This is a genomic window from Actinomyces sp. HMSC08A09 (assembly GCF_001807465.1).
GTDB classification, from domain to species: domain Bacteria; phylum Actinomycetota; class Actinomycetes; order Actinomycetales; family Actinomycetaceae; genus Actinomyces; species Actinomyces oris.
Map to the genome: position 1 here is coordinate 30,902 of NZ_KV789125.1, position 23,101 is coordinate 54,002.

The window sequence follows — 23,101 nt, forward strand, 5'->3', positions numbered from 1 at the left end:
ACGCCGTCGGGGACCGGATTCCTGTCCCCCTACGCGCACCTTGTCCCCGGCCAGGAGAAAGTGCACCCTCACGCGCAGGATGTCCCCGGCCGAGGGAAGGATGCGATGTGGACGGTGCGGAACGGCACGTGCGCGACTCGCGAGTGGTCAGGTTGGCGCGAGCAGGGCAGCGACGTCGTCGAGCTGTACGGCGATCTCGGTGAAGTCCCGGTCCAGGTCGAGGGTGCGCACGTGGAAGCGGTGCCCAGTCTCGGTCCAGGTCTCGCGGATCGGCGGGTCGACGGCGGTCTGGGCGTAGAGCAGCATGCCGGCGACCTCACGCCCGGACTGCCGGGGGTCGCTGGCCTCGTGCATGACGTAGCTGTAGATCTGGTTGCGGTTGGCCGGGGACAGGATCGACTTGTCGTAGCGGGAGCCGAGGATGCGCCCGTAGCACTTGGTGTCAATGATGAGGGTCCGCTCCGGCCCGGTCAGGACGATGTCGGTGTGCAGTCCCGGGAGGAAGACCGGGGCGTCCTCGATGCCGCCGCTCACCCAGGGAGCGCCAGCGCGCAGGTGGGGGTGGTGGCGGCGGAAGTAGGCCAGGACGAAGCGCTCGTACAGGGCGCTCAGCTCCTGGGGGTCGAGGAAGTCGGCGAGGCTGACTGCGCCGTCGGCGCCGCTGAGCAGCCGCTCATCCAGGACGAGTCGGCACACGCCCATGAGCAGCCGGTAGGAGCGGTTACCGCGGTGGAAGCGCAGGCTGTCCCAGCGCAGCTGGCGCAGGTCCCCGACGCTCATCACCTCGACGTCGCCCATGACGAGCAGTGTGGACTTCAGACGCTTCCGGCGGGCCGGGGCGACGTCGCCGTGCAGGATCAGGCGCAGGGCGGCGGTCTTGAGGAGCCGGTTCATGAGGGTGTTCTCGGTGCGCTCGTCATATCCGCAGCGCACCAGGCTCCTGCGGCGCGCCCTCAGACGCATCGTGGCGGCCGGGTCGATGCGGCCCCGCACCACCGTCAGGTCCTCACTGAAGGGCTGATAGTCCCGCTCGAAACCGCGTCGGCGCTGGTTGTCCAGCCCACCGGCCAGGATCGCGGCGAGCATGTCGTGGACATGCTCGAAGTCCTCGGCCGCCAGGCGCCGGTGCTCGCCGGTCTCCAGGGCCTTGAAGGCGTAGGCGAGCATGTAGTAGACGTTCTTGAGCAGGACGGTGCTCGGACCACGCTGGTACGGTCGGCCGGGAGCCCCGTCCCGCGCCCGGCCGGGCAGGGCGGCTGTCATACCAGGACGCTCTCCAGCTCGTGAATGCTCTCATCCATCGCTGCGGGATTGTCGAACCAGTACTCGCGCACCAGCGGCTCCAGCTCGTAGCGCACCACCGAGGTCACGTCCGCATCCGTGCCCGCAGGGTTCTCGGGGCCCGCCGCAGGCAGACACAGGTAGGAGTGTCCGATCTGGAACCCAGGGCCGAGGGCCTCGTCCTCGGCGATCCGCTGGTTGAGGCGGCGTACGACGTCGACCAGCGCCTCCAGCCTCGAGCTGCCCACGGCCTCGACGTGCCTGAGGAACCCGGGGTGGTCGAGGGCCGGTCTCATCTCGAAGAAGGCGAAGCGGCGCCGTAGTGCGTAGTCGATGAGGGCCAGTCCCCGGTCGGCGGTGTTCATCATGCCGATGATGTGGAGCCGTTTGGGAACGGACAGCAGCTCCCCGGACACGGGCAGGCGCAGCGCCTCCCCACGGTGCTCGGCCTCGATAAGCATGAGCAGCTCACCGAAGGCCTTGGAGATGTTGGCCCGGTTGATCTCGTCGATGATGAACACGTAGTCCCGTCCCGGGTCGGCGGCGGCACGCCGACAGAACCTGGCGAAGACACCCTCGGCGGCCGCGAACCCGCCCTCGGCCGTGGGGCGCAGCCCGACGACGACGTCCTCATAGGCGGTCGACTGGTGGAACTGCACCACTTCCACCCGCGAGTCATCCGTCTGGCCCATGAGGGCGTAGGCCAGGCGCTTGGCCGCGAAGGTCTTCCCCGTGCCCGGAGCGCCCTGGAGGATGAGGTTCTTCTTGCGTCGCAGCAGCCCGAGCATCTGCTCCAGATCCTCGGGGCCGACGAACACCTCGGCCAGGAAGCTCTCCCGCGTGTAGATGTCGGCGACGTCGGGCTCATCAGCGTCCTGGGGGCTCGCGGCAGGGTCGGGGGTCGAGGACGAGTCAGGGTGGTTCCGGTCCCGGAACAGCGACTCGAGCTGGGCTGGGTTGTAACTGGTCTCCTGTGTAAGACGCTGCAGTGTCACTCGGCGAACCCCTCGTTGCAGCGGCCAGGAACCGACATGCGTCCACTCGATGTCGCGCACGCAGCGGTAGGCGGGCCGGGCGTCGTCGTAACGGAACTCCGAGCGGACGACGCCGCGCCCGATGATCTCGGTCGGACCGCGCCGGGCGTAAACGACGTCGCCGGGACGCATCGTGCGGGTGAAGTCCCGGATCATTCCCGCCGCGCCTGTCGGTCTGCCTCCCCAGTCCCCGTAGCCGGCCTCCAGCGCCTCGATGACGGCTTCCTCATTCGGGTAGCTGGTGGGGTCGCCGATCCGATCCCAGTTGAGCGCCATGATCCCGGCCGTTCGAAACTCCTCCCACTTCCCGGCACCCTCGCCCGGGACGTAGAGCCAGTAGCCGCGCTCCTGCTCCTCGGCCGTCTGAGCATCCTTATCCGACGCCGTCATCGGCTCACTCATGATTCCTCCTCGTCGCCCGTGCCCGCAGCGCTGCGGGCATGTCCAGGGGGAATAGTAGTGCCGACTCACCCCATCGGTACCAGCCGGGTACGCGCACCTCCGGGTCTGGACATCCGATGCCGTCGGGGACATTCCGCACGGCCGGGTGCGTGTCCTTCCGGCCGGGGACGTTTCCGTGCGGCCGGGGGCATTCGACGCCGTCGGGGACCGGATTCCTGTCCCCCAACGCGCAGGCTGTCCCCGACCGGGAGGGAATGCACCCCCACGCGCAGGATGTCCCCGTCGAGACCGGCCGCCCAGGCCTCGTGTCGGTCCAGTGCCGACCCGTGCCAGGCCAGTGCCAAGCCAGCACCAGCCAGGCCCTTACCCAACGCCCTATCTGATACCAGTCTGGTACCACCTGCTACTGTGGAGGCATGGCGATGACATTGCGCTTGAGCAAAGAGGATGAGCGTCTGCTTGCGCTCCTTGCACAGGAGGACGGGGTCAGCCGCCAGGAGGCGACGATCCGGGCGATCCACGAGGCCGCCGCGCGCCGCGGACATGAGCAGCGAGTCGCGGACGCCTCCGCCCGCATCCGCAACCGATACGCCGAAGTCCTGGAACGCCTCGGCCGCTGATCGGGCAGAGATGGTCGAGTACCTGACGCTCGAGGACGCACTATCACTCATTGAGGACCTCGCTGTGGGACCGGTCCGGGATCTCGGTCTGCTCAACTCGGCGCTGCACCGACCTGCGACCATGCTCTGGGGACACGACGCTTACGCCACGATCGACGAGAAGGCGGCGGCGCTGCTCGATTCCCTGGTCCGCAATCATCCACTGGTGGATGGCAACAAGCGCCTGGGGTGGTTGGCCACGCTGGTCTTCCTGGACATCAACGGCCACGGGGTCGAGGCCCCCGACGACGACGCCTACCAGTTGGTGATCGACGTCGCCGCTGGGAAGCTCTCACTCAAGGAGATCACTGCGGCCCTGTCTCAATGGCACGGCCGCGACTCGGAATAGAGCAGCACGGCGGGACACGGCGTCGGCCTCTCGGCCTGGAGACGCACGCCTCCAGGCCCGGGCGTCCGGCGCCATCGGGGACATTCCACGCGGCCGGGGACATTTCCGTCCGGCCGGGGGCATTCGACGCCGGTCGGGGACCGGATTCCTGTCCCCCAACGCGCAGGGTGTCCCCGACCGGAAGAAAGTGCACCCCAACGCGCAGGACGTCCCCGTCGAGATCGGCCGCCCAGGCCTCGTGTCGGTCCAGTGCCGAGCAGTGCCAGACCGGCACCAGGCCGGGTCCTTCCCCAGGCCGCTACCCAGCACCGGACCAGCGTCCATCCAGCGCTCAGGCCGGTGCCCGCAGCACCACGATGCGCTCGGAGAGTCTGCCCACCAGCGGCAGCCGCATCAAGGGCGAGAGCAGGGGGTGGTAGCGCGCGATGGTGCGGGTGAAGGGGACGTCGTGGAGCAGCGTGTAGCCGGGGGCCACCGTGCGGCGAAACTCGGAGGCGCTGGAGCAGCCGTAGGTGTAGCGCGCACCGGCATCCTCCACTGAGCGCTCCCGGCCGTACTTCTGGAACAGGCGGGGCATGACCTCGATGAGGACGGTCGCACCGGGCAGGCGCGCAGCGATGATGTCCAGGAGCGTGCGCACCTCCTCCTGCTCGAGGTACATGCTCAGTCCTTCGATGATGACGAGCACGTCGCGGCTCATGTCCTCCAGCTGGTCGGGCCAGTCGGGGTCGAGGGCGGAGGCGGCAATGGTGCGGTGACGCTCGCCGTCCTCGAGCAGCCGACGTCGCAGCGCGATGACGTCGGGCAGGTCGAGGTCGTACCAGGTGACGCGCCCGTCGTCGAGGCGCTGGAAACGGGTGTCGAGCCCGCAGGCGATGTTGACCACCGTGCAGCCGGGGTGGGTGTCCAGGTAGCCGGCCACGAGCGGGTCGAGCGTGAGGGTGCGCAGCACGACGCCGTCGGCCATGAGCCGGTCCTGTCTGGCCATGGTGAAGTCGTAGTCGAGCCGGGAGACGAGCTCAACGGCGGCAGGGTCTGTGAAGCGCGGCCGTTCGGAGAGCGTGTGCTCCGCCCTGGCGTGGAGGGTCAGCAGCATCGTCTTGCTGACACTGGTCAGGTCCGCAGTCCCGTGTGCGCTCATGCGGTCAATTCTGCGACGCCTGCGGCTCGGGAACCACCGCTGTCAGATAAACGGGCTGCGCCGCCCGTTCCCGCTGTTCGCCGCGCGGCTCACTCCTCTCAGTCCTCCTCGAGGACCCCGTTCCAGGCCAGGAAGCCGATGGTGCGGCACATGGCCTCCTCCCAGTTGGCGTCGCCGAAGCCGTGGGCGGCGCCGGGGATGGTGACGAGTTCTGCGTCGGGGGTGTCGCTCACGGCGGCCCGGGAGACCTCAATGGGCACGGCGCGGTCCTGGTCCCCGTGGACGATGAGGACGGGGCGGCGGTAGGTGGCCAGCTCGGCCCCGACCTCCAGGTTCCAGCCGTCGACGGCGTAGGCGCGCCCCAGGCGGGTGCCCGCCCAGTCGAACTCCTCGGGAACGGCCGCCGGAGTGTGGAAGGCGGCGCGCAGGTTCTCCCCCAGCCGCAGGGCCGGGTACCACAGGGCCAGGGCGGTGATCCGCTGCGGGTGGCGGGCGGCCGCGAGCGCTGCGACCGCCCCGCCCAGGCTCAGCCCGAACAGGGCGACCCGGGAGGCGTCGACCTCCAGCCAGGCGCAGGCGGCAGTGAGGACGGCTTCGAGGTCGGCCAGCTCGGTGAGGGCCGACATCGCGGTGGTCTCGCCCTGGCTGGCGCTGCCGCCGCCCCCGCGGAAGTCGAAGCAGATGGCCACGGCCCCGGCCCCGGCGAAGCGCCGGGCCATGGGGGCGACGCGGGTGTGGGAGCCCTCCATGCCGTGGCAGCAGATGACCAGGGGCGCGGGGGCCGACGACGCCGTGCGCGGGACATAGGCCAGTCCCCCGAGCCTCTGCCCTTGGACGGTGAGGGCGACCTGCCGTGAGAGGTAGGGCTGCGTCGTCACGTGTTCTCCTTGCTGCCTGGGGCCGGCAATGAGAACCGGCCCGGCGGCCATCGTAGACGGACCGCCGGGCCTCACCGCCGAATCGGGTTCTCTGACCTCAGGAGTCGAGGTGGTCCAGCAGCGTGGGGATGAACTCCCGGTAGTACTGGAAGACACCGCCGTGGCCCGCCCCAGGGTAGATGACCAGGGTGCTGCCGGGGATTCGCCGGTGCATGTCCTCAGACAACGGGGTGGGGACCATGCGGTCGTGGTCCCCGTTGGCAATCAGCGTGGGGGCCGTGATCCTGGACAAGCCCTGTGGCTGCTGGCGCCCCCAGGCCTTGATGGCGGCGATCTGAGTGCGGAAGGCCTTCAAGGTGATCGGGGAGTCCCGATCCATGACTCGTTCGTGAATCCGGGCGAGGTAGTCGCGCGCTGCGGCCTTGCCGTCGGGTGTGCGCGGGAAGAAGAGGAACTCCTTGGCGTCGGTGCGGGCGAGCACTCCACGCAGCATGTCGAGGTAGACGTAGGCGGCTCCGGTGGGCCGGTCGATCCCCTCGTCTCCTGCGGGACCGGTTCCGGCCAGGACGAGTCGTCGGACCAGCTTCGGGGCGTCGAGAGTGACCTGCTGGGCCACGAAGCCTCCCAGGGAGAAGCCCATGAGGTCGATCCGGGTCAGACCAAGCTCGGAGATGAAGGCCCGTGCAGCACCGGCCATCCCTTTGATGGTTCGTGGGACGTTCCCGGTGGAGGAGCCGATGCCCGGCAGGTCGACCGCAATGACGCGGCGGCCCTCGGCGAGCGCCTCGACGACGCGGGGGTCCCACTCGTCGAGGGTGGCCCCGAGGTGGGCGAGCAGGACGATGGGCGGCCTTCCGGAGTCGACCCCGAGGTCCCGGTAGGCGAAGGACTCTCCTCTCACCGGCAGGTGCCGAGTGGGAGCGGAGGTCCACCGGGTGATGAGCCCATCGATCATGGTGGTGCCGTCGGTCTCAGGCATGAGCGGTGACCTCCTGCTCGCTGGTGGCCACGAGGACCTTGCCGCGGGTTCCGCCGGCCAGCAGCTGGTCGAGTGCGGCGAGGGTCTGCTCGAAGGGCAGGATTCGGTCGACGACAGGCTGGATGACGCCGTCGTCCACGAGTCCGGCGATGGTGCGCAGGGCCTCTCCGTCGGGTTCGATGAACAGGAAGCGGTAGCGCACGCCGAGCTTGCTGGCCTGGCGGCGCACCTTGAGGCTGAGGGCGGACAGCGCGACCTTGACCAACGGCCCGGCGCCGGCCTGATCGGCCAGTGACGGGTCGGGGGTGCCGGCGATACCCACCACGATCCCGCCCGGACGCAGGACCTGGAAGGACCGTGAGGTGATCTCGCCGCCCTGGGTGTCGACGACGATGTCCACCGGGGTCTCCGCCAGGCGCTGGACGAAGTCCTCACTGCGGTAGTCGATGATGATGTCCGCGCCGAGCTGCCTGACGGTCTCGGCGTTGGAGGCCGAGGCCGTGGTGGCGACAGTGGCTCCCAGGTGCTTGGCGAGCTGGATGACGGCCGACCCCACTCCGCCGGCGCCGCCGTGAACCAGGACTGTCTGGCCCGGCTGGAGGCAGCCGATCGTCACCAGCGACTGCCATGCGGTCAGGGCGACGACCGGCAGGGAGGCCGCCTGAGCCAGAGAGATACTCCGGGGTGCGGGGGCGAGGGCGTCGGCATCGATTACGACGAACTCGGCCCAGGTCCCCATCGCCACCACGCCGGTGTAGCCGTAGACCTGATCGCCGACGGCGAGCCCTGCGACCTGAGAGCCGACGGCGACCACCTCACCGCTCAGCTCCCCTCCCATCACCTTGGGCAGGTCGAGCCGGAAGACGGCCTTGAACTCACCGGTGCGGGTGCGCTCATCGGCGTGATTGACGCCGGAGGCGACCATCCGCACCAGGACCTGATGGGGTCCGGGCTCGGGAACGGGCATGTCGACGGCACTCAGAGGGTGGCCGTACTTCTTCAGGACGAAGGCCTTCACGTGGTGTCCTTCCTGTGCCGCAGCACCAGACTTCTAGTTGCATTGTGTTACCACTGAGGAAGACGATATGCTTCCCAGTAACAGAATGCAACTACTACGGAAGGAGGGCGCGATGATCCCCCAGCCTCGCTCCGCCTGCCCGATCAACCGCAGCCTCGAGATGCTCGGCGACCGGTGGAGCCTGCTGATTCTGCGAGACATCGTCCTGCACGACCGGCGCTCCTTCCGCGAGCTGCTCACCGGCAGCGAGGAGGGTATCAGCGCCCCTGTCCTATCCCGCCGACTGACCGACCTGGTTGAGGCGGGTTTCCTCACCAAGAGTGAGGTCGCCCGGGGCAAGCAGGGGAGGTACTCGCTGACCGAGCAGGGCCTGGCGACGGTCCCACTGCTGATCGAGCTCGGTCGTCTCGGCGCACGCATCGACCCGTCAACCGCCCCCAACGCCCCCACGCTCAGCACAGATCCCGACGACCTCGCCAGGCGCATCGCCGTCCTGCGCGAGGCTCATCTCGCTGATTGACACTCACCGCACAACCGCAGCAACCGTGAAGGATGTCGACTCACATGGACCTTCTTCTCAGCGGTAGGCCTCTGCGGAGGCACTCTCGTCGTAGCGGGCCACGAGGACCAGGCCGGACAGGGCGTAGGGGCCTCCGATGTAGGGCATGACCTGGACCAGGGCGGCGGCCACCTTCTGACGGGAGGAACCGGCCCGGATCGCCCCGGCAACGTGCGGGCGCAGCTGGGTGGTGGCGCCGATGGCGGCGATGGCCACGAGGCTGATGAGCTCGCGTTGGGCGACATCGAGGCCGCCACGGGTGGCAAAGTCGCCGAAGGCGGAGGAGGTCAGCAGGTGGGGCACGAACTCATCGAAGGGCTCGGGCAGGGCGGAGAAGACCTCCTTGACCTCATTGCCGTACAGCGGGGCCTGGATGGCGGCGCCGGCCTGCTCGCGGGCACTGGGGTCGGTGGCATCCACGGTGCCGGCGTTCTCCAGGGGCAGGGAGATGCCGTTGGCCTCGAAGACCCCGTTGGCGATGTCGATGGCATTGAGGGTCTTGGGGAAGCCGATGTAGGGGGCGCACTGGTAGATGGTCTCGCGCAGCTGGAGCGGGCTGGCTCCGATGTTGAGGGCGGCCCCCACGTGGGCCTGCAGCTGCGGGAGGGTCTGCATGGCGGTCAGGGCGGTGATGGTGAGCAGCTCGCGCTCGACGTCGGTGAGCACGCCCGTGGAGAAGGCCTCGTCGAAGATCCCATTCTGGAGGATGTCGAACAGCTCGGGGTCCGTGGGGTGGGGCTGGGGCTCCACCCCGAACAGCCTGGTGAAGGTCTCACGTGCTTGAGGTGTCAGCGCCATGGAGGGGCTCCTTACGATGTATGGGTGGCTCCTGCTGAGCATGTCACGTTCAATGCCCCACCGACAGGCCCCAGCAGTCCTCCCAGAGCACGGGATCTCAGCCACGCCGGACGAGCACAGAAACCCAGTCCTGCCGAGTATCGAAGATCCGATCCACCCGAATGACGTGCTCTTCAATACTGTAAACAGCCAACAGACGACCAGCCACAACATAGCGACTGTCAGTTGGCGTGCCAACAACATCCAACCTACTCCCGGCCAACGGGTAGCTACGAGTCCCTTCGACCGCCTCAAGCAGGGCATCCACCTGCTGAAACGCTAAGTCCGGGTCGCCTGAGGTCTCAACCGTGAAATCCCAGGCCTCATCAAGATCAATGAGAGCATCAGTGGAGTAGACGATCTCAGCACTCATGGGCGGAATCCCGCCGTGCGACGAAGTGCGCACGCACGTCTGCAGCACTAAGCCACCCTTGCTCCTCACCAGAAATCCGACCCGCCTCGACCTCTCGGAGGAGACGACGACCCGCCTTAATGCGGTCATAGTCCTTCATATCGAGAAGGACGTACCTCCCATGACCATTCTTGGTGAGGAAAACAGGCGAGCCCTCTGCAACATCCTTAAGAACGTCGGTGTAGCTCCTCAGATCTGATACTGGCTTGATCGTCGGCATCACACCCCCCGCTGCTGAATCCTTCGATTAATTCTACAGCACGAGCATCAGGATGTCGAGATCGTGGCTATCCTCCAAGCCGCGCGGATAACGCGGGCGGCCTGCTTCTCGAGCTCGTCGCGTGTCAGGCTCACGCCTCCGTCTTCCGCCGCGCTCCGGTCTCCCGGCCCGCGGACTGCACTCCCCCGTTCCAGGGCCGCCAGGAGGTCCTCCCGGTCCGTCTCGCCTCCGGGCATGAAGAGCTCGTTGCCCGCCTTGATGGTGGCGGCCGCGGTGGCACGCGGGTGCTTCATGTCGCTGCGGGTCATGCCGTCGACGACCCAGTCGGTCATGACCAGTCCGTCGAAGCCCCACTCCCGGCGCAGGATCACCTCGAGCAGCTGGACCGACTCGGAGGTGTGGACGCCGTTGATGAGGTTGTAGGAGGTCATGACGGCGGCGGGGCGGGCCTGGCGCACGCAGATCTCGAAAGCGCGCAGGTAGAGGTCTCGCAGGGCCCGGGGACTGACCCGGCTGTTGGAGTTGAGGCGGTTGGTCTCCTGGTTGTTGCAGGCCAGGTGCTTGATGGTGACGCCCCGTCCCGGGTGGGTCTGGACCCCGCGGGTGATGGCGGCGGCGAGGCGTCCGGCCAACAGCGGGTCCTCGGAGAGGTACTCGAAGTTGCGTCCGCACAGGACGCTGCGGTGCAGGTTGAAGGCGGGGGCGAGCCAGAGGTGAATACCAAAGCGCTCCATCTCGGCCCCGACGACGTCGCCGAGCTGCTCGGCCAGCGCAGGGTTCCAAGACTGGGCGAGCGCGGTGCCGATGGGGATGGCGGTGGTGTACTGCTCGCGGATCTCGGCGGGTTCGCGGGGATCTGGCTCGTCGGCGATGCCGAGGGCCTCACGTCCGGCGTCGTCCATGAGCTCGAGGAAGGTGGCGGGCAGGCTGGAGTCGCCCAGGGAGAAGGGGCCCTCGGCGTCGACGCCGTAGGTGGGAGCCAGGCGCAGGCCGGCGGGCCCGTCGGCCATGATGATGCTGGGCAGGCCAGGGATCCGGGTGGTGGTCTGGCCCGCCGCGCCGACGACAGCGGTGGAGGCGGCCCCGACGATGGAGCCGGACTCCTCACCGCGGCGGTAGTCCCCCAGGACGGTATACATGAGCTCGTTGTCGGAGAGCCCCCGGGCCAAGGTGAGGGCCTGCCCGACGTCCTCGAGCGCTCCCTGCTCGTCGGGCTCGGCGTGGTCCGGCAGACGCAGGTCGGTTGGGTCGACGGCGAGCACCGGCAGGCCGGCCGGGATGTCGAGGGACGCCGGCGCCTCGGGCTTCCAGTCGGTGAAGCCGGGCTCCCCCAGGTCACCGGCCAGGTGTCGCACGGTTGCGTCCTGGGCGAGCTCGACGACGGCGACGGGACTCAGCTGCCGGCTGGAGGTTCCCGCCCGCAGCAGGTAGCGCCCGGCCTCCAGGACCGTGGCACGGGCGGCCTCGTCGTAGGAGGCCAGGTCAGTCAGATCGACGTCGACGGTGATCCGTGCCGTGGCGCCGGGGGCGATCTCGTCGGTCTTCGTGAAGCCGGCCAGCGCCTGGAGGGGCTGGTCGAGGCGTCCGGCCGGGACACTGGCGTAGACCTGGATGGTCTCCTTGCCCGGGAAGCCGCCGGTGTTGGTGACGTCAACGTCGATGCTCACGCGGGCGCCATCGAGGCTCACCTGGCGGATCTGGACGTCGAAGGACGTGTAGCCCAGGCCGAATCCGAAGGGGAAGAGCGGCTCCTTGCCGACCGAGTCGTAGAAGCGGTAGCCGACGTGGATGCCCTCGCGGTAGTGGGTGTCGTCCGGGTCGCCGAAGTCGCCGATCTGGTCGCCCTCGTCCCAGGCGGCCCAGGTGGTGGCGAGTTTTCCGGAGGGGTAGGCCCTTCCCAGGAGGACGTCGGCGAAGGCGTCGCCGACGGTCGCGCCGAGCTGGGAGAGCAGGAGAATATTGGCAACGTCGTCGAGTGGACTGAGGTCGACGACGCCGCCCACGTTGAGCACGAGGAGGAACCGCTCGAAGCGCTCATTGAGGGTGAGGATGTCGCGGATCTCGGTGTCGGTGAGTCTGAGGTCTCCGGCCTCGGGGGTGCGGTCGCTGCCTTCCCCGGAAGTTCGGGACAGGACGTAGACGGCTGCGTGCGGGTCGGTGCCGGCCTGGATATCGAGGGGGATCGTGTACTCCGGCTCGGGCATGACCGAGCCCATGCCGACCATGATGGCGGGGACGCCGCGCTCGGCAGCCTCGGCCCTGATACCGGCGATGAAGTCCTGGTGGGCCTGGAGACGGATACGGTCGTAGGCCTCCATCCAGGGCCGGGAGACGATAGTGAAGCCGGCCGTCTCCAGACCCTCCTCGATGGTGGTGACGTGGCGGGAGTTGACGTCTCCGCTGCCGGTTCCGCCCTTGATGGTGTGTCGCGCACCGGAGCCGAACAGGGCGATCTCGCCCGGCTCAGCCAAGGGGAAGGCGCCATTGGAGCGCAGCAGCACCATGCACTCGGGGGCGAGAGCGCGGACGGCGGCGAGGTGGTCGATCTCGTAGGTTTCCATATCGCAGTCTCCTGTTGTCATGCCGACGGCTCCACCACGTGCCGGCCTCCGCACTGAGTGAACGAGCTGGATTCACCCCATCATCGCGGCATTCTGATGCCTACGATAACGGAGCAGACACCGGATCCGGAGATGTTGCCGGAGAGCACTCGGGGCTCTGCGGAGTGGAGGAGTCATGAAGGCGCCCAGGAGAGTCAGCGGGAGCAGGATCGCCGTCGGCATGGCCAGTGTGGGTCTGACGGTGGGGGCCTTCAGCCTTTACTCCCGCAAGCGATATGGCCGCTCGGCCGCGGCGAGCCTGGCGGAGTACGGCGTCCGGCCGGTCAAGACACTGGCGGCCCGCATTCCGATGACCGAGCGGATCGCGCGTCTGGCCGACCGCCCCGAGCCGGCCCGCTCCGTCACCTTCCCGGCCTGGGGTCGCTTCTTCTACGACCTGGAGCGGAGCGAGGACTCCGGCATGCCCGTCTATCACGTCCGCCAGCGGACGCCGTCGAGCGCGGTCATCGTCTACCTGCACGGCGGCGGCTACATCACGACGGCAGTCTCGGCGCACGCCTGGCTGCTCGACCATCTGGCCCGCAGGACGGGGGCCGACGTCGTCATGCCGCTCTACCCGCTGACGCCCCACCACACCTGGTCCGAGGCGCACCGGCTGGTGCTGGACCTCTATCGGCGCACGGTCGCGGAGAACCCGGGAAAGCGGATCGTCCTCATGGGAGACAGCGCAGGCGGGGGCCTGGCGGCGGTCATCGCCCTGTCCCTGGCCGAGGCCGGCGACACCCAGCCCGATGAGCTCGCACTCATCTCGCCCTGGGTCGACATCACCAACACCAACCCGGATATCGCCGACTACGTAGACGCCGACCCGCTCATGGCTCCCGAGCCCCTCGCCGAGATCGGCCGTTCCTGGGCGGGCGATACCCCATTGACCGATTGGCACCTCTCACCCATCTACGGTGACCTGTCGGGCCTGAAGAAGGTGACGACCTTCGTGGGGACCCGGGAGATCCTCCTGCCGGACAATGCGCTCTTCCATGCCAAGCTCCTGGAGGCGGGGGTTGACTCGACGCTGCACGTCGGCGAGAACCTCAACCACGCCTATCCGATGTTCCCCACTCCCGAGGGCCTCCGGGCGCGTCGAGACCTCGTCCGCCTCGTCACCGGGGAGCCCACCGCTTGAGAGTCGGTAGGACGACAGCCAGGTAAGAGATGGCCTCGTCCCGAGAGACACCGACCCCCTCGGCCATATAGGGGGCGGCGTGCTCGATGAAGGCATCGAGCGATTCCTCTCCAGTGAAGGCCCCGTCCGGATAGCACCAGGTGCAGTACTCCTCCGACTTCGTACCGTCGGACTCGGTACCGTAGTCCGCCTCTTTGCCCAAGGGGAGAGCGCAGCTCTGGCAGCACGGCTCCGGCGGCATCTCCAGAAGCCGTGTGACTGGAACGTCGAGCGCGCCGGCGAGGAGCTTGCACATATCGACACCCGGGGTCGTCACCCCGGTCTCCCACCTCGAGACGGCTTGGCGGGTAACAAGGACCTTGCCTGCCAGGTCACTCTGAGTCATCCCCTGAGCCTCCCGGGCTGCGCTAATGACCTCTCCGATACTCATGCCGGTCCCTTTCTCTTCCGCAGCCCTCTGCATGGCCACGCTCATCAGGTAACCACAGCCCCACTCCGACGTCGAGAAACAGCTTGTTGCGCCGAGAACACCGGCCTTCCTACACCGTTAACCGGTAGCCGGCACCGTTCTGATCCCCCATGTGGCACCCATCCAGTCCGGCATGTGGCGTCGTTTCGATCCGGCATGTGGCGTTTACTGACCAGGTGAACACGAACTGGCTCACTCACCGGAGACACGTCATCGACGGTGAAGAACTCATCCAGGTCAAGACCGCGCGTCTTGGCCCGGCTCACCCGGTCTGTGCGGAGCGGTAGTACATGACCGCGACCTGGGTGCGGTTGCGCAGGCCGAGCTTGGCCAGGATCGCACTGATGTGGTTGCGCACCGTGCCCTCACTCATGAACAGCCGCGCCGCGGCCTCGGCGTTGTCCAGTCCCTCGGCCACGGCCTCGACGACCTCGTACTCGCGGTCGGTCAGGGCCGCGAAAGCCGTGCTCCGCAGGTCCTTGGCGGTCGGTCCCGGACCCTCCTCGGCCGGTCCCCGCCCTCCGGTACGCCCGCCAAGGCCCATGGTGGTGCTGCGCTCGAGCACCTCTCCCTCCAGGACGCAGACCCCGGCCATGACGGAGCGCAGCGCCGGGGCGACCTGAGCGACGTCCTGCTTGATGAGGTAGCCACGCGCCCCCATCTTGAGGGCTCGCACGATGTACTCGTCGTCGGAGAAGGTGGTCAGGAAGACGATGCGCGCCCCGGCGTCCTCGGCCAGAATTCGCTCGGCCGCACTGAGCCCGTCCCCGCTGGGCATCTGGATGTCCATGAGGAGGATGTCGGGGGTCAGCTCCCGGTGGCCTCGGGTCCCGAGCAGCCTAGACCGACGACCTCGACGTCATCCTCGACCGACAGGATCGTGGACAGGGACTGGGCGACGAGCGCGTCGTCGTCGACGATGAGGACCCTCATGATGTTCCTTCTTTCCCTTGTCCGTCCTTGGGGATCGTGACGATGACCGTGAACCGTGGCCGCGGGGTGATGCGCACCCGGCCACCCAGGGCCTCGACCCGCTCCGTCATGGAGCGCAGGCCCAGGCCCGAGCCGCCGCGGCCAGCGGCGGCCGGCTCCCCCTCGGTGGGGACGATGCCGTCATTGTCAACGGTCACCTGCCAGAACGCAGGGTAGTCGGTGACGGCCACGCGGGCCGAGCGGGCCCCACCGTGGCGGGCGGCGTTGGTCAGGGCCTCGCGCACCACGGCGACGACGCAGCGTGCCACCGCTGCCGGCGGCTCGGCCTCGGTGGAGCAGTCCACACGTACCGAGTCGATGCCGCAGCGCGAGCCCAGCATGTTGAGGAAGGTGGCCAGCTCCTCGCCGTCGTCGGACAGGGCGTGGACGGAGCGGCGCATGGAGTTCGAGGGCCTCATCCAGGCCACCGTCCAGGGTAGTGAGGTCGGCGACGACGCCCGGCTCGTCGCGGTGGACGACCTGGAGGGCCTTGACCTGCAGCAGGAGGCGAGTGAGGAGATGGCCGACGCCGTCGTGGATCTCGCGGGCGATGCGGGTGCGTTCGGCCAGGGCGGCGGCGCGCAGCTCGTAGTCCTGGGCCTGGAGCAGCCGGGCGTTCGTGTCCTGCAGGGTGAGGACCTTCTCGCGCAGGTCATCGCGCACCACGTGCAGGCTCCTTCGCGCCACCTCCTCCTGGACGGTGCGCAGCGCGAGGAGGGCCGCGAGAGCGCAGACCGCCAGAGCGAGGGCCAGCACGGGAGTGTCCCGAACCCGGGCGGCAACGGCGGCCACGAAGGGAATGCAGGCGGCTACCGCCGTCATTCGCGCACGCCGGGTCGTGAGCGCACCGAGACGGGCCAGGACGTAGACGACCAGCGGCGCCCCGGTCACGGAGTCCGTTGAGAGGGCTCCCACCAGGAGGTAGGCAGCCGGCGCCGCGATCCCCCACTGTCGCTGGTCGGTGCTCATGCTCAGGCCGGCGATGGTCACGGCCGCGATCAGCCAGATCACGGTGGCCGTCCCCGCTTGTCCCACGATCAGGGCCAGCAGGAGGCAGCCGCACAGCAGCACGCCCGTGTCGACCAGAACCCTCATCCCCCGATTATCGGTCGATGGCCGATGAGCGTGGGCCCGGCATGCCGTCGGCGGAGTCGTTGCGGCTTGTCATGACAGAAGTCATGGGGCCCGGCCGCAGCCATGACTCCAGGCACTTCTGGCCGCCCCCGCGCCCCGGGACCATGGATGTCATGAGCCGGAGACCACCGGCGCAACGGAGGCAGCGGAGGAAGGAGCCGAGATGGACGGCGAGGATGAGAGCCACGAGGCGGACCTGGCGGTGGAGGTCGACTCCCTGGTCAAGCGCTATGGGGAGCTGGTCGCGGTGGACGGCCTGTCTCTGACGATCCCGCGCGGTCAGGTGCTGGGACTGCTCGGCCCCAACGGCTCAGGCAAGACGACGACGATTAGCTGCATCCTTCAGCTGCTCACCTACGACAAGGGCTCGATCCGCGTCTTCGGTGAGCCGATGACGCCCACCTCCTACGGTCTCAAGCGTCGCATCGGCGTGGTGCCTCAGGATGTCGCCGTCTTCGATGAGCTCACGGTGGCGGAGAACGTCAACGCCTTCTGCGCCCTCTACGTGCGCGATCGCGCCGAGAGGCGCCGCCTGGTGGCCGAGGCGATCGCCTTCGTCGGTCTGGAGAAGTTCGTGAGGTTCAAGCCCAAGAAGCTCTCCGGCGGCCTGCTGCGCCGCCTCAACATCGCCTGCGGCATCACCCACGGCCCCGACCTCATCTTCCTCGATGAGCCCACAGTCGCCGTCGACCCGCAGAGCCGGGGCGCCATTCTCGAGGGCATCAAGCGTCTCAACGAGCGCGGTGCCACCGTCATCTACACGAGCCACTACATGGAGGAGGTGGAGCAGCTGTGCGACCGGATCGTCATTATGGACCGCGGCCGTCAGGTGGCCTCCGGTACCTCCGACGAGCTTAAGGCCATGATCGGCACCGGTGAGCGCATCCGGGTGGAGGTCGTCGACCCCGCCCCGCTGGGCGAGGAGGCCCTGGAGGGCCTGCGCCGCCTGGAGCATGTGCGCACGGCCGCCTACCTGGACGGTGAGGTGCTCATCGAGTGCTCCCCCGGGGCTCACAACCTCACCGATGTCATGAGGGCACTGGATGCCGCGGGGGCGGCCTGCGGCCGGGTGACCTCCGAGCCCCCGACCCTCAACGACGTCTTCCTGGAGATCACCGGACGGGCCCTGCGAGACGAGGCGGCCTGAGATGTTGACCGTCTTCCTGTATCAAGTACTCAGGCTCTTGCGAGACCGGGTCCTGCTCGTGTGGACGCTCGGCTTCCCCGTCGTCCTGTCCCTCATCTTCATGGCGCAGTTCTCCAGCTTGGACAAGGCCTTTGAGGCCACCCCCATGAGCTTCGGCGTCGTCCAGGACGAGGCCTACCGGACCGCTCCGGGGCTGGACGCCGTCGTGGAGCGCATCTCCGCCGACGACGCCGATCATCACCTCATCACGAAGGTCATCCACTCCTCGGTCGCGCAGGCCGAGACCGCCGCGAAGCGGGGAGAGACCAACGGGTATCTCGCCATCGAGGACAGCGATCCTGTGCTGCACGTGACTCAGCAGGGCAACGAGGCCGAGACGACTCGGGTGCTGCGAGTGGTCATGGACTCCTACCTCCAGAGGCGGGCCGAGTATGTGGCCCTGGCCAAGGCGGGGGCGGCTCCTGAGAAGCTGGCCGCGCTGGAGACCGATCAGGCCTTCACCCGCTCGATCTCGGTGACGCCCTCCCCGGTCAAGCCGCAGACCCACTACTATTTCGCGCTGCTGGCCTTCGCCTGCGGCATGGGGACGACCGTGGCCCTGGTGGCAGTGAAGGGAATCATGGCTGTCTCACCGGTGGGCGCCCGGCAGACCCTGGCGGGTCTGCCCCGCTGGAAGGTCCTAACGGCCACGCTCGCGGCCTCCTGGGTGTGCGTGTTCGTCTGCCTGCTCGTCGCTTTCACCTTCATGGCCTCGGTCGTGGGTGTGGACTTCGGGCCCCATGTGCTGCTGTGCCTCGTGGCGATCGGGGTGTGCAGCCTCATGGCGAGCGCGGTGGGCGCCGCCCTGGGGACGCTGGCCCGCCTGGAGATCGGGATGATCTCCGGCTTCACTGCCCTGCTGTCCTTGTTCACCGGCCTGTACGGGCCCGCATCCCAGTCCCTAGCCAGCTCCATCGAGCAGCACGCACCGCTGCTGGCGCAGGCCAATCCCCTGTGGCAGACGGCCCGCTGCTTCTACGGGCTCCTGTACTACGACTCTCTGGCGCCCTTCGCCCGCAGCTGCGCGGTCCTGCTGGGCATGACGTGCCTGTTCCTGACGATCGCCCTGATCCAGGCCAGGAGGATGACCCATGAGCACCTTTAAGACATGTGTGAGGGTTGTGGCCGCTCACCGGCTGTATATCCTCATCTGCCTGGTGGTGCTGAGCCTGTTCGGCCTGCTGACCGGAATGGCCAAGTCCGAGGACAGCTCTGATGAGGTCACTGCCGCCACGGCGAGTGTGGCCGTCATCGACCGCGACGGCTCCACGATCTCCCGCGGAGTCAAGGACTATGTCGAGTCCGTCGGCGAGGCTCGGCCGATTGAGGACTCCAGGCAGGCCCTCCAGGACGCCACCGCGCAGAACCGCATCAGCTACATCCTCATCATTCCCGCCGGTTATGGGCACAGGCTGCAGCAGGCGGCTCGCGAGGGCACCGAGCCGCCCCGCATGGACACGGTCATCGGGTACGAGTCGGCGTCCGGCGCGCTGATGAATGTGCGCACCGACTCCTACGTGGGGCAGGTCAGCGACTACCTGTCGACCACCACGGACGACCCGGCCCGGGCCGTGGCACTTGCCAAGGAGACGATGAACCACTCCGCCCCCGCGAAACGGATCACCCCGGACGCCACGCCTCTGTCCCACAGCTTCGTCACCTACGCCAGGTTCTCCTTCTACCCGCTCATGGCCTTCGCGGTCGTCACGATCTCCACGCTGATGGCGGCGCTGGGGCGCCGGGCGGTGCGCGCACGCCTCGAGGCCACCCCGGTCAGCGGCACTTCCCGCAGCCTCGGGCTGCTGGGCGCGTGCCTCGTGGTGGGGCTCGCCGGGTGGCTGTGGGTCTTCGGGCTGGGAGTGGCGGCCTTCGGCCTGGGCAGCGTGGCGACGTCGGCTCCGTTGCTGGGGGTGGTCGCTGCGGCTGTGGGCAGCTACACGCTCGTGGCGGTCTCGATCGGATTCCTCATGGGGCAGATCGGTCTGGGCCAGCACGCGGCCAACGCGGTCGCCAACATCGGCGGCATGGCCCTGTCCTTCCTGGGTGGGGCGTGGGTGCCCATCGAGTGGCTGCCCGACTCGCTCGCCCGGGCGGCGAGGCTCACGCCCGGCTACTGGGCGGACCGAGCGATCTCCGGGGCGTACGAGGCGACCTCCATGTCCGCCGCCGTCATTGGGCCCCTGCTGGTGGACTGCGGGATCTGCGCTTTGTTCGCCGTCGCGGTCTTCTCCGTCGCCGTGGCCGTGGGGCGCGCCCGGGCCCGGTCGGCGCTGTAGGACACAGGGGCGCGGAGCACCAGGCAGCACGTCATTGGGGCCGGTCACCACCTGGTGACCGGCCCCAAAAGTCTGGCCCTACGGTCGACGCCGCGGTCGTCACTTCACCGCGACGAAGACCTTGTCGGCCAGAAGACCGGGGGTCACCGCAAGAACCCCGTCCTGGGCGTTGGCCGACGGCACCGCTCGCACAACGTTGCCTGAGACGCTGGCCCCGTTGTACAGCGTGGTCAGAGTGTCGATGGCATCCGGGGCGACGGCGATGGAGTCGGCCCCATCGACGGTGACACCATCCGCCGTCACGAAGTCGACCAGCACAAAAGCAGGTGTGTCTCCGCTTGGGTCGTTGCCGATGTAGGTGGCGGTGTAGTTGATGAGAACGTATTCCTTCCCTTCAGCGGGAGGGTCGTTGAACTGGTTGGCCGCGGCGACCTGATCGTCAGCCTTGAAAGTGACCGAGTTGATGACCACTTTCCATTCCTTGCTGGAGATCTCGGTACGGAGCGGGTAGGGGTTCTCCCGAGTCTTTCCCTGTGCGGAGTCCGCAGCACTCGATCCTCCTGAGTTCGACGACGCCCCATCGGGAGCCGGCGCCGCAGAGACCGCGCTCGTAGAGGACATCGCCTCATCGACAGCGTTGCTCACAACCACAAGGAAGACGAAGACGCCGACGACAGTTCCGACAACCGAGACGATCACCGCGGTGATTGCGGGCCAGATCACCTCCCCCTTCCGGAAGAGGCCCACCAATCCGACGATGAAGGAGATTGGCAGCAGAATCCAGCCGACGATGAGCGCGCCAGGGACGCAGGCGAAGATGAACCCGATGATCGCCATCACCAGAGCGACGATGCCCACGGTGTTGCGCCCTTTCTTTACTGGCGCAGGCGCTTGCTGAATGGGCACAGGAACCTGATCTTGAGGCGGGTACTGCTGGGGAGGGACGGACTGAGGAGGGTACGACATTGTGGCTCCTGATATTCGGCGATAGGCCGAAACGGGACAAACGAATGCAGCGACATCCGCTGCACCGCTCATCGTAGCCAGCACACCACCCAGACAGCACACCCAGAAGCGAAGTATTCAGAACTATTACATTCCAAAATGAACACTAACCTTCCGAATGAAACTTAATGCCACCGCAACTACCGACGACATGACACTACTTGCCAGGATGCACATTCACGCGCATCGACCACCGCACCTTAACGACCCAACCAAAGAAATATGGTGACCCGCAAAATGGAGTAGGCATCAACAATCATTCACCCCCCCCCGGAGTCAAACTCCATTAAAACGCAGGACTCGAGAACCACTATCGATCTGCCGGCGATTTTTCAAGACTCCAGCTAACACTCAGAAAAGCGCCCAACATTCCCGTAGCTCACGCAATCGCCACCCCAAGTCCAAACCTCACCGGATCGGGAACGTACTTCCTGCACGAGGACTGACTTTTCCTCCAGACCACTGCGGGGAAATCCTAGCGATCTGGAGGACATGTACGTCCTCGGCGGGAATCGCAGTCCTCGTTGGACAGTCCGGCCCACTGCCTTGCCCAACAGCCAGCCCCGCCCCCCAAGGCCGGCAGACACGCCGGATCACGCTCACCACGAGCACGACAAGGCCCCGCCGGCGCATCGCACCGGCGGGGCCCAGCAGGCGACGGGCTATCGCTCCGACTCGCCCGTCACTCCCACTCGATGGTGCCCGGGGGCTTGCTCGTGCAGTCGAGCACCACCCGGTTGACCTCCGGCACGGAGTTGGTGATCCGGTTGGAGATGCGCGCCAGGACGTCGTAAGGCAGGCGGGTCCAGTCCGCGGTCATGGCGTCCTCGCTGCTGACCGGCCGCAGAACAATGGGGTGGCCGTAGGTGCGCCCGTCGCCCTGCACCCCCACGGAGCGCACGTCGGCCAGCAGCACCACCGGACACTGCCAGATCTCGTCGTCGAGCCCGGCGGCGGTGAGTTCTTCGCGGGCGATGGCGTCGGCGGCCCGCAGCACGCGCAGGTTCTCGGCCGTCACCTCGCCGATGACACGGATACCCAGCCCCGGCCCGGGGAAGGGCTGGCGGGCGACGATCTTCTCCGGCACACCCAGCTCGCGGCCGATGGCGCGCACCTCATCCTTGAACAGCTCGCGCAACGGCTCGATGAGCTCGAAGTCGAGGTCCTCAGGCAGGCCACCCACGTTGTGGTGGCTCTTGATGTTGGCGGCACCCTCTCCCCCACCGGACTCGACGACGTCGGGATACAGGGTCCCCTGGACCAGGAAGCGGATCTCGCCGCCCTCGGCGCCCACGGCCTCGATGACCCGGCGCTGGGCGGCCTCGAAGGAGCGGATGAACTCCCGGCCGATGATCTTGCGCTTGGCCTCCGGCTCGGTGACGCCTGCCAGGGCGCTCAGGAAGCGCTCGGTCTCGTCGACCGTGATGACGCGGATGCCCATCCCCTCGGCGTAGTCGTGCTCGACCTGCTCGCGCTCGCCGGCGCGCAGCAGGCCGTGGTCGACGAAGATGCAGGTGAGCTGGTCGCCGATGGCGCGATGGACGAGGGCGGCGGCCACGGAGGAGTCCACTCCCCCGCTCAGACCGCAGATGACGTGGGCGTCGCCCACCTGCTCGCGGATGCGGGCCACCTGCTCGTCGATGATGTTGCCCGGTGTCCAGGTGGCCGGCAGCCCCGCCTCCTTGTGCAGGAAGTTGACCAGGGCGGCCTGCCCATGCTCGGAGTGGAGGACCTCGGGGTGCCACTGCAGTCCGTAGAGGCGGCGGCCCGGGTTCTCGAAGGCGGCCACCGGCGTCTGTGAGGTGGAGGCGGTGACGGTGAAGCCCTCGGGGGCGGCCTGGACCGCGTCACCATGACTCATCCACACCACCTGGTCGTCCGGGGTGCCGTCGAACAGGCAGGAGCCCTCCTCCACGCGGGCGGGGGTGTGCCCGTACTCGCGGGTGCCGGTGCGTCCGACCGTTCCACCCAGGGCCTGGGCCATGGCCTGGAATCCGTAGCAGATACCCAGGACAGGCACTCCGGCGTCGAAGAGGGCCGGGTCAACGGAGGGGGCGCCGTCGGCGTAGACCGAGGACGGACCACCGGAGAGGATGATGGCCGACGGCTGCTTGTCCAGCATGGCGGCGGCATCCATGGAGTGGGGCACAATCTCGGAGTAGACACCGGCCTCGCGCACGCGGCGGGCGATGAGCTGGGCGTACTGGGCACCGAAGTCCACCACGAGGACGGGGCCGACGGCGCTGGAAGAAGTCTGGCTGGTCGTCACCGGGACAGAATAGCCGGGGCGGCAACCGGCCGCCTTCCGCCCTGCCGTCCGGCGATGACGCCATCTCTCAGCGTTGCCCAGCACCACAGGATGACTAGACCAGTGGTTGACGTCGCACTCCTGCCACACAGGTCACGTCTCCGTATCAAAACCACCGAGATGCCGCCCCCCTCAACGTTCCATTGAGACCAGGATTCCTCTCAATGACGCCACGTTCGGGCACCCCCTCCAAGAACGAGTCAGCCCTCCCTCAGTGATCTCCTGTGATCCACGATCT

At 67.8% G+C, this 23,101-nt stretch carries 23 protein-coding genes and 1 pseudogene; 8 read left to right on the top strand and 16 right to left on the bottom strand.

Annotated features, from left to right (window positions below; genetic code table 11):
• Positions 1-147 precede the first annotated feature (147 nt).
• Positions 148-1,263: a 5-methylcytosine restriction system specificity protein McrC gene (locus HMPREF3165_RS07675; RefSeq protein ID WP_083303247.1), complete on the bottom strand. Its 1,116-nt coding sequence runs from the start codon at positions 1,261-1,263 to the stop codon at positions 148-150.
• The gene (locus tag HMPREF3165_RS07680) at positions 1,260-2,717 is read right to left on the bottom strand and encodes an McrB family protein (protein ID WP_070512108.1); all 1,458 of its coding nucleotides are present in this window, start codon (positions 2,715-2,717) and stop codon (positions 1,260-1,262) included. Before HMPREF3165_RS07680 ends, HMPREF3165_RS07675 begins: the two co-directional genes overlap by 4 nt.
• A gap of 416 nt (positions 2,718-3,133) precedes the next feature.
• On the opposite strand from HMPREF3165_RS07680, the gene HMPREF3165_RS07685 reads away from it, so the two are divergent.
• Together HMPREF3165_RS07685 and HMPREF3165_RS07690 are read left to right on the top strand one after the other, a co-directional pair.
• Complete coding sequence (locus HMPREF3165_RS07685) at positions 3,134-3,337, top strand: hypothetical protein (protein ID WP_003789504.1); 204 nt, start codon at positions 3,134-3,136, stop codon at positions 3,335-3,337.
• 10 nt (positions 3,338-3,347) lie between these two features.
• Positions 3,348-3,725 carry a type II toxin-antitoxin system death-on-curing family toxin gene (locus HMPREF3165_RS07690; protein ID WP_070512111.1) on the top strand — a complete coding sequence of 126 codons (378 nt, stop codon included), beginning with the start codon at positions 3,348-3,350 and terminating at the stop codon, positions 3,723-3,725.
• Positions 3,726-4,056: 331 nt separating this feature from the next.
• Here HMPREF3165_RS07690 and HMPREF3165_RS07695 read toward each other — a convergent pair whose 3' ends face one another.
• The 4 genes from HMPREF3165_RS07695 to HMPREF3165_RS07710 form a co-directional block, all read right to left on the bottom strand.
• Complete coding sequence (locus HMPREF3165_RS07695) at positions 4,057-4,866, bottom strand: class I SAM-dependent methyltransferase (protein WP_070512113.1); 810 nt, start codon at positions 4,864-4,866, stop codon at positions 4,057-4,059.
• A 98-nt stretch (positions 4,867-4,964) separates the two neighbouring features.
• The gene (locus HMPREF3165_RS07700) at positions 4,965-5,795 is read right to left on the bottom strand and encodes an alpha/beta hydrolase family protein (RefSeq protein WP_070512115.1); all 831 of its coding nucleotides are present in this window, start codon (positions 5,793-5,795) and stop codon (positions 4,965-4,967) included.
• A gap of 46 nt (positions 5,796-5,841) precedes the next feature.
• Positions 5,842-6,723: an alpha/beta fold hydrolase gene (locus HMPREF3165_RS07705; protein WP_070512118.1), complete on the bottom strand. Its 882-nt coding sequence runs from the start codon at positions 6,721-6,723 to the stop codon at positions 5,842-5,844.
• Positions 6,716-7,741: an NADP-dependent oxidoreductase gene (locus HMPREF3165_RS07710; protein ID WP_070512122.1), complete on the bottom strand. Its 1,026-nt coding sequence runs from the start codon at positions 7,739-7,741 to the stop codon at positions 6,716-6,718. Before HMPREF3165_RS07710 ends, HMPREF3165_RS07705 begins: the two co-directional genes overlap by 8 nt.
• A gap of 112 nt (positions 7,742-7,853) precedes the next feature.
• Between HMPREF3165_RS07710 and HMPREF3165_RS07715 the strand changes: the two genes are divergently transcribed.
• Positions 7,854-8,261: a winged helix-turn-helix transcriptional regulator gene (locus HMPREF3165_RS07715; RefSeq protein WP_070512125.1), complete on the top strand. Its 408-nt coding sequence runs from the start codon at positions 7,854-7,856 to the stop codon at positions 8,259-8,261.
• Positions 8,262-8,318: 57 nt separating this feature from the next.
• Here HMPREF3165_RS07715 and HMPREF3165_RS07720 read toward each other — a convergent pair whose 3' ends face one another.
• From HMPREF3165_RS07720 to HMPREF3165_RS07730, 4 genes are all read right to left on the bottom strand, one after another.
• A complete protein-coding gene (locus HMPREF3165_RS07720; RefSeq protein WP_003789498.1) occupies positions 8,319-9,098 on the bottom strand; it encodes a carboxymuconolactone decarboxylase family protein in 780 nt (259 codons plus the stop codon).
• A gap of 97 nt (positions 9,099-9,195) precedes the next feature.
• Entirely contained in the window at positions 9,196-9,510 is a 315-nt protein-coding gene (locus HMPREF3165_RS07725; RefSeq protein ID WP_003789495.1) for a type II toxin-antitoxin system RelE/ParE family toxin, read from the bottom strand.
• Positions 9,500-9,769, bottom strand: a complete 270-nt coding sequence (locus tag HMPREF3165_RS12910) for a type II toxin-antitoxin system prevent-host-death family antitoxin (RefSeq protein WP_003789493.1) — start codon at positions 9,767-9,769, stop codon at positions 9,500-9,502. The genes HMPREF3165_RS07725 and HMPREF3165_RS12910 overlap by 11 nt, the downstream gene beginning before the upstream one ends.
• A gap of 47 nt (positions 9,770-9,816) precedes the next feature.
• Positions 9,817-12,330, bottom strand: coding sequence for a glycoside hydrolase family 3 protein (locus tag HMPREF3165_RS07730; RefSeq protein ID WP_176747023.1), 2,514 nt, complete (start codon positions 12,328-12,330; stop codon positions 9,817-9,819).
• Between the two features lie 175 nt (positions 12,331-12,505).
• Between HMPREF3165_RS07730 and HMPREF3165_RS07735 the strand changes: the two genes are divergently transcribed.
• A complete protein-coding gene (locus HMPREF3165_RS07735) occupies positions 12,506-13,513 on the top strand; it encodes an alpha/beta hydrolase fold domain-containing protein (protein WP_070512127.1) in 1,008 nt (335 codons plus the stop codon).
• On the opposite strand, the gene HMPREF3165_RS07740 is transcribed toward HMPREF3165_RS07735, so the two are convergent.
• The 4 genes and pseudogenes from HMPREF3165_RS07740 to HMPREF3165_RS13825 all read right to left on the bottom strand — a co-directional run bounded on the left by HMPREF3165_RS07740 (position 13,491) and on the right by HMPREF3165_RS13825 (position 15,458).
• Positions 13,491-13,988 (bottom strand): zinc ribbon domain-containing protein, encoded by a 498-nt coding sequence (locus HMPREF3165_RS07740; RefSeq protein ID WP_256275222.1) that lies wholly within the window; start codon positions 13,986-13,988, stop codon positions 13,491-13,493. The two genes, HMPREF3165_RS07735 and HMPREF3165_RS07740, sit on opposite strands and share 23 nt — an antisense overlap.
• 256 nt (positions 13,989-14,244) lie before the next feature.
• Positions 14,245-14,915, bottom strand: a pseudogene (locus HMPREF3165_RS07745) (response regulator).
• Positions 14,912-15,202 (bottom strand): ATP-binding protein, encoded by a 291-nt coding sequence (locus HMPREF3165_RS13820; protein WP_370991901.1) that lies wholly within the window; start codon positions 15,200-15,202, stop codon positions 14,912-14,914. The pseudogene HMPREF3165_RS07745 and the gene HMPREF3165_RS13820 overlap by 4 nt, the downstream one beginning before the upstream one ends.
• The gene (locus HMPREF3165_RS13825; RefSeq protein WP_256275227.1) at positions 15,102-15,458 is read right to left on the bottom strand and encodes a hypothetical protein; all 357 of its coding nucleotides are present in this window, start codon (positions 15,456-15,458) and stop codon (positions 15,102-15,104) included. Before HMPREF3165_RS13825 ends, HMPREF3165_RS13820 begins: the two co-directional genes overlap by 101 nt.
• On the opposite strand from HMPREF3165_RS13825, the gene HMPREF3165_RS13830 reads away from it, so the two are divergent.
• From HMPREF3165_RS13830 to HMPREF3165_RS07765, 4 genes are all read left to right on the top strand, one after another.
• Positions 15,354-15,857 (top strand): hypothetical protein, encoded by a 504-nt coding sequence (locus HMPREF3165_RS13830; protein WP_256275228.1) that lies wholly within the window; start codon positions 15,354-15,356, stop codon positions 15,855-15,857. The genes HMPREF3165_RS13825 and HMPREF3165_RS13830 overlap by 105 nt on opposite strands.
• 394 nt (positions 15,858-16,251) lie before the next feature.
• Positions 16,252-17,235, top strand: a complete 984-nt coding sequence (locus HMPREF3165_RS07755) for an ABC transporter ATP-binding protein (RefSeq protein ID WP_070512129.1) — start codon at positions 16,252-16,254, stop codon at positions 17,233-17,235.
• A 1-nt stretch (position 17,236) separates the two neighbouring features.
• Positions 17,237-18,379 carry an ABC transporter permease gene (locus HMPREF3165_RS07760; RefSeq protein ID WP_070512132.1) on the top strand — a complete coding sequence of 381 codons (1,143 nt, stop codon included), beginning with the start codon at positions 17,237-17,239 and terminating at the stop codon, positions 18,377-18,379.
• Entirely contained in the window at positions 18,366-19,550 is a 1,185-nt protein-coding gene (locus HMPREF3165_RS07765) for an ABC transporter permease (RefSeq protein WP_256275224.1), read from the top strand. Before HMPREF3165_RS07760 ends, HMPREF3165_RS07765 begins: the two co-directional genes overlap by 14 nt.
• A gap of 99 nt (positions 19,551-19,649) precedes the next feature.
• On the opposite strand, the gene HMPREF3165_RS07770 is transcribed toward HMPREF3165_RS07765, so the two are convergent.
• Complete coding sequence (locus tag HMPREF3165_RS07770; protein ID WP_256275225.1) at positions 19,650-20,588, bottom strand: DUF4352 domain-containing protein; 939 nt, start codon at positions 20,586-20,588, stop codon at positions 19,650-19,652.
• Between the two features lie 649 nt (positions 20,589-21,237).
• Positions 21,238-22,824, bottom strand: a complete 1,587-nt coding sequence (gene guaA, locus HMPREF3165_RS07775; RefSeq protein WP_070512137.1) for a glutamine-hydrolyzing GMP synthase — start codon at positions 22,822-22,824, stop codon at positions 21,238-21,240.
• Between the last annotated feature and the right edge of the window lie 277 nt (positions 22,825-23,101).

Coding starts and splice junctions, on each gene's coding strand:
- HMPREF3165_RS07675 (WP_083303247.1), bottom strand. CDS start 1,263: ATGACAGCCGCCCTGCCCGGCCGGGCGCGGGACGGGGCTCCCGGCCGA.
- HMPREF3165_RS07760 (WP_070512132.1), top strand. CDS start 17,237: ATGTTGACCGTCTTCCTGTATCAAGTACTCAGGCTCTTGCGAGACCGG.
- HMPREF3165_RS07705 (WP_070512118.1), bottom strand. CDS start 6,723: ATGCCTGAGACCGACGGCACCACCATGATCGATGGGCTCATCACCCGG.
- HMPREF3165_RS07700 (WP_070512115.1), bottom strand. CDS start 5,795: ATGGCCGCCGGGCCGGTTCTCATTGCCGGCCCCAGGCAGCAAGGAGAA.
- HMPREF3165_RS07735 (WP_070512127.1), top strand. CDS start 12,506: ATGAAGGCGCCCAGGAGAGTCAGCGGGAGCAGGATCGCCGTCGGCATG.
- HMPREF3165_RS07690 (WP_070512111.1), top strand. CDS start 3,348: ATGGTCGAGTACCTGACGCTCGAGGACGCACTATCACTCATTGAGGAC.
- HMPREF3165_RS07765 (WP_256275224.1), top strand. CDS start 18,366: ATGAGCACCTTTAAGACATGTGTGAGGGTTGTGGCCGCTCACCGGCTG.
- HMPREF3165_RS07685 (WP_003789504.1), top strand. CDS start 3,134: ATGGCGATGACATTGCGCTTGAGCAAAGAGGATGAGCGTCTGCTTGCG.
- HMPREF3165_RS07740 (WP_256275222.1), bottom strand. CDS start 13,988: ATGAGCGTGGCCATGCAGAGGGCTGCGGAAGAGAAAGGGACCGGCATG.
- HMPREF3165_RS07725 (WP_003789495.1), bottom strand. CDS start 9,510: ATGAGTGCTGAGATCGTCTACTCCACTGATGCTCTCATTGATCTTGAT.
- HMPREF3165_RS07720 (WP_003789498.1), bottom strand. CDS start 9,098: ATGGCGCTGACACCTCAAGCACGTGAGACCTTCACCAGGCTGTTCGGG.
- HMPREF3165_RS07695 (WP_070512113.1), bottom strand. CDS start 4,866: ATGAGCGCACACGGGACTGCGGACCTGACCAGTGTCAGCAAGACGATG.
- HMPREF3165_RS12910 (WP_003789493.1), bottom strand. CDS start 9,769: ATGCCGACGATCAAGCCAGTATCAGATCTGAGGAGCTACACCGACGTT.
- HMPREF3165_RS13830 (WP_256275228.1), top strand. CDS start 15,354: ATGGAGTTCGAGGGCCTCATCCAGGCCACCGTCCAGGGTAGTGAGGTC.
- HMPREF3165_RS07770 (WP_256275225.1), bottom strand. CDS start 20,588: ATGAGCGGTGCAGCGGATGTCGCTGCATTCGTTTGTCCCGTTTCGGCC.
- HMPREF3165_RS07680 (WP_070512108.1), bottom strand. CDS start 2,717: ATGAGTGAGCCGATGACGGCGTCGGATAAGGATGCTCAGACGGCCGAG.
- HMPREF3165_RS07755 (WP_070512129.1), top strand. CDS start 16,252: ATGGACGGCGAGGATGAGAGCCACGAGGCGGACCTGGCGGTGGAGGTC.
- HMPREF3165_RS07730 (WP_176747023.1), bottom strand. CDS start 12,330: ATGGAAACCTACGAGATCGACCACCTCGCCGCCGTCCGCGCTCTCGCC.
- HMPREF3165_RS07715 (WP_070512125.1), top strand. CDS start 7,854: ATGATCCCCCAGCCTCGCTCCGCCTGCCCGATCAACCGCAGCCTCGAG.